Annotated in this window: 2 protein-coding genes; both read left to right on the top strand. The window is 32.7% G+C overall.

Features of this window, described 5'->3' with window-relative positions; all coding sequences use genetic code 11:
* On the top strand, positions 1 to 801 hold an 801-nt coding region (locus CKF59_RS03985; protein WP_147397110.1), incomplete at its 5' end, for a dihydrofolate reductase.
* A gap of 199 nt (positions 802 to 1,000) precedes the next feature.
* The gene (gene pnp, locus CKF59_RS03980) at positions 1,001 to 3,112 is read left to right on the top strand and encodes a polyribonucleotide nucleotidyltransferase (RefSeq protein WP_119534685.1); all 2,112 of its coding nucleotides are present in this window, start codon (positions 1,001 to 1,003) and stop codon (positions 3,110 to 3,112) included.
* The last annotated feature ends 150 nt before the right edge of the window (positions 3,113 to 3,262 follow it).

The following is a 3,262-nucleotide window of genomic DNA, read 5'->3' as shown; positions in this document are numbered from 1 at the left end:
CCTATGCAGAAATTATATTTTTCCATATTTGAAAACATTAAAAATGTTTTACAAGATTTAGATAAAAGAGAAAAAATACAAAACCTTCTCAAAGCTTATACCTACCTCCATTATCAACAAGATAAAAACTATAAATTTATTAACAAAGCAGTTGTTGCTAGAGATAAAAATCAAGTTATCGGCTCTAATGGCTCTATCTATTGGAATCTTCCAAAAGACATGGAGAATTTTAAAAGTGACACCATAAATACCATTGTGATTATGGGTCGTGTTACTTTTAACTCCTTTCCCAAAAGCAAGTCAGGTTTTTATCTAACTTTAAAAGATAGATTTAATATTGTCATTAGTCGTCAAGCTCACTTATATTACCAAGACCAACTAGAAAATACTAAGTTCTCTAAAAATTTATTCTTTGTAGAAAGTTTAGAGCAAGCTCATACTTTAAGCATCCTTCTTAATATCCAAGTTAATGAACTTAAGAATACTGAATTAAGTGAAATCATTGAGTTAAAAAATATCTTATCAGAAAACTTTAGCTTACATGATAAAGTCATATCTACCATTGGTGGAGAGAGTATTTATAATGAATCACTCAAAAAAGATGAAGTACTCTTACCCTTAACTGATATCATCTTAACAGAAGTTGATTTAGAAGCTAAACCTGATCCCTCAAATAAGCTTTTTATTTTTAATCAAAAGGACTACCAACAAAATCATGAGTTAACTGAAATATTTAATGGGACAAATAACGAAGAAGACTATATTAAATGTATTAAGACTCATTACAAATTAATTAAATAAGTTATAAGTATTGATTACTCACAAAACTTAGATAAACTCGTGGTATAATGTTGGCACTATAATATAACTATTATTAATATTTTTAGTAACTACCAATACTTCCTATTTACCAATAGGGCAACGAATTAAGCAGTATTCCTTAATACTTCTTAATTCGTTGAGCATTGGTAGTTACGCTTAACTTTTTAGGTTACAAGCAATGCTTAATACATATGTAAAACAAATCCAGTATGGTAAACATACTTTAACTTTGGAAACTGGTTCTTTTGCTCGTCAAGCAACAGGTGCGGTATTAGCGACTATGGATGATACTTCAGTACTTGTTACTGTAGTAGCTAAATCTAAAGTTAACGAAGGGCAAGATTTCTTTCCACTTACTGTAAACTATATTGAAAAACAATATGCTGCTGGAAAAATTCCTGGTGGATTTTTAAAACGTGAAGGACGTCCTTCTGAAAATGAAACTTTAGTAGCACGTTTAATTGACCGTCCAATCCGTCCACTATTCCCAGATGGCTTCTTTAATGATGTTCAAGTAGTTGCACAAGTTGTATCTTCTAATAGCGAAGTACCAGCTGATATAGTAGCAATGATTGGTTCTTCAGCAGCTTTAGCCTTAGCTGGTATTCCATTTAATGGACCTATTGGAGCAGCTCGTGTTGGATTTATCAATGGTGAATACGTTTTAAACCCAACTACAAGTGAAATTAAAGCTTCAGATCTAGATTTAGTAGTAGCGGGTACTGATAGTGCGGTACTAATGGTTGAATCTGAAGCAAAAGTTCTAACTGAAGAACAAATGTTAGGAGCAGTTGTCTTTGGTCATGAGCAACAACAAGTAGTAATTAATGCAATTAAAGAGTTTGCCGCTGAACATGGTAAAGAAAAATGGGATTGGCAACCACCTGCAAAAAATGAAGAACTAATTAGCAAATTAGAGTCTTTAGCAAAAGCTGATATCGAGCAAGCATATACTATTGTTGAAAAACAAGTTCGTTATAATCAAATCGATCAAATTAAAGAAAAAGTTCTTGAAACTTTAAAAGCAGAACTCCCTGAGAACGAAGAATTAAATGAAACAGAAGTTCTTAACTTATTACATGAAATTGAATATCATGTAGTTCGTAATAACATTCTTGAAGGAAAACCTCGTATTGATGGTCGTGACTTTACAACCGTACGTCCATTAGATATTAAAGTAGGAGTTTTAGCAAGAACTCATGGTTCAGCAATCTTTACTCGTGGTGAAACTCAATCTCTAGGTGTTGTTACTCTAGGGACAAAAAGAGATGCTCAATTAATTGAAGATTTAACAGGATCTTTTGATGATCATTTCTTATTCCATTATAACTTCCCTCCATTCTCAGTAGGTGAAACAGGAATGATTGGTTCACCAAAACGTCGTGAGATTGGTCACGGCCGTTTAGCTAAGAGAGGGGTTCTCGCTGTACTTCCAACTCATGAAGAATTCCCATATACAATTCGTGTAGTATCTGAAATTACCGAATCTAATGGTTCTTCTTCAATGGCTTCAGTTTGTTCAGCTTCTTTATCTCTAATGGATGCTGGTGTGCCAATTAAAGCTCCAGTAGCTGGTATTGCTATGGGACTAGTAAAAGAAGGTGATCGCTTCCAAGTATTATCAGATATTTTAGGTGATGAAGATCACTTAGGTGATATGGACTTCAAAGTAGCTGGTACAGATGCAGGGGTTACTGCTCTCCAAATGGATATTAAAATTGAAGGTATTACTAAAGAGATTATGGAAATTGCTCTTGCACAAGCAAAACAAGCAAGATTACATATTTTATCTTCAATGAAAGAAGCTATTGCTACTCCACGTGATGATATTAGTGCTTACGCTCCACGCTTAACAACTCTAGTAATTAACAAAGATAAGATTAAAGATGTTATCGGTAAATCTGGAGTTACTATCCGTGCAATTATTGAGCAAACAGGTGCTGAAATTGACATTAACGATGAAGGGGTAGTTACTATTGCTTCTCCAGATCGTGAAAAAGCAGATTTAGCAGCAAAAATTATTCAAGGAATTGTTGCTGATGTAGAAGCTAATAAAGTATACCTAGGAAAAGTTACTCGTTTAATTGATTGCGGGGCAATTATTTCTATCCTTAATGGTAAAGAAGGTTTACTACACATTTCTGAAATTTCTAAAGAACGTTTAAAACACCCATCAGATGTATTATCGGAAGGACAAGAAGTTAAAGTTCTTGTAACTGATGTAGATGAAAAATCTGGTAAATTTAAACTTTCAATGAAAAAAGCAATTAACTTAGATTTAAGTGAATAATTTTTTTTCTCTTAAATAAGTTTTCTAAAGGGGATGCTCTGTATCCCCTTTAATTTAAATATTTTTACTTTTTCACATAAGAAAGAGTAAAATATATAGTGTTATTCCTAAAAATAATAAAATTTCTTTAACAGGTTAACACTCTATGGG

This window comes from Psittacicella gerlachiana, assembly GCF_003585965.1.
GTDB classification, from domain to species: Bacteria; Pseudomonadota; Gammaproteobacteria; order Enterobacterales; family Psittacicellaceae; genus Psittacicella; species Psittacicella gerlachiana.
Note: the sequence above shows the minus strand (reverse complement) of the source record. Positions and strands in the feature narration are given on the sequence as shown.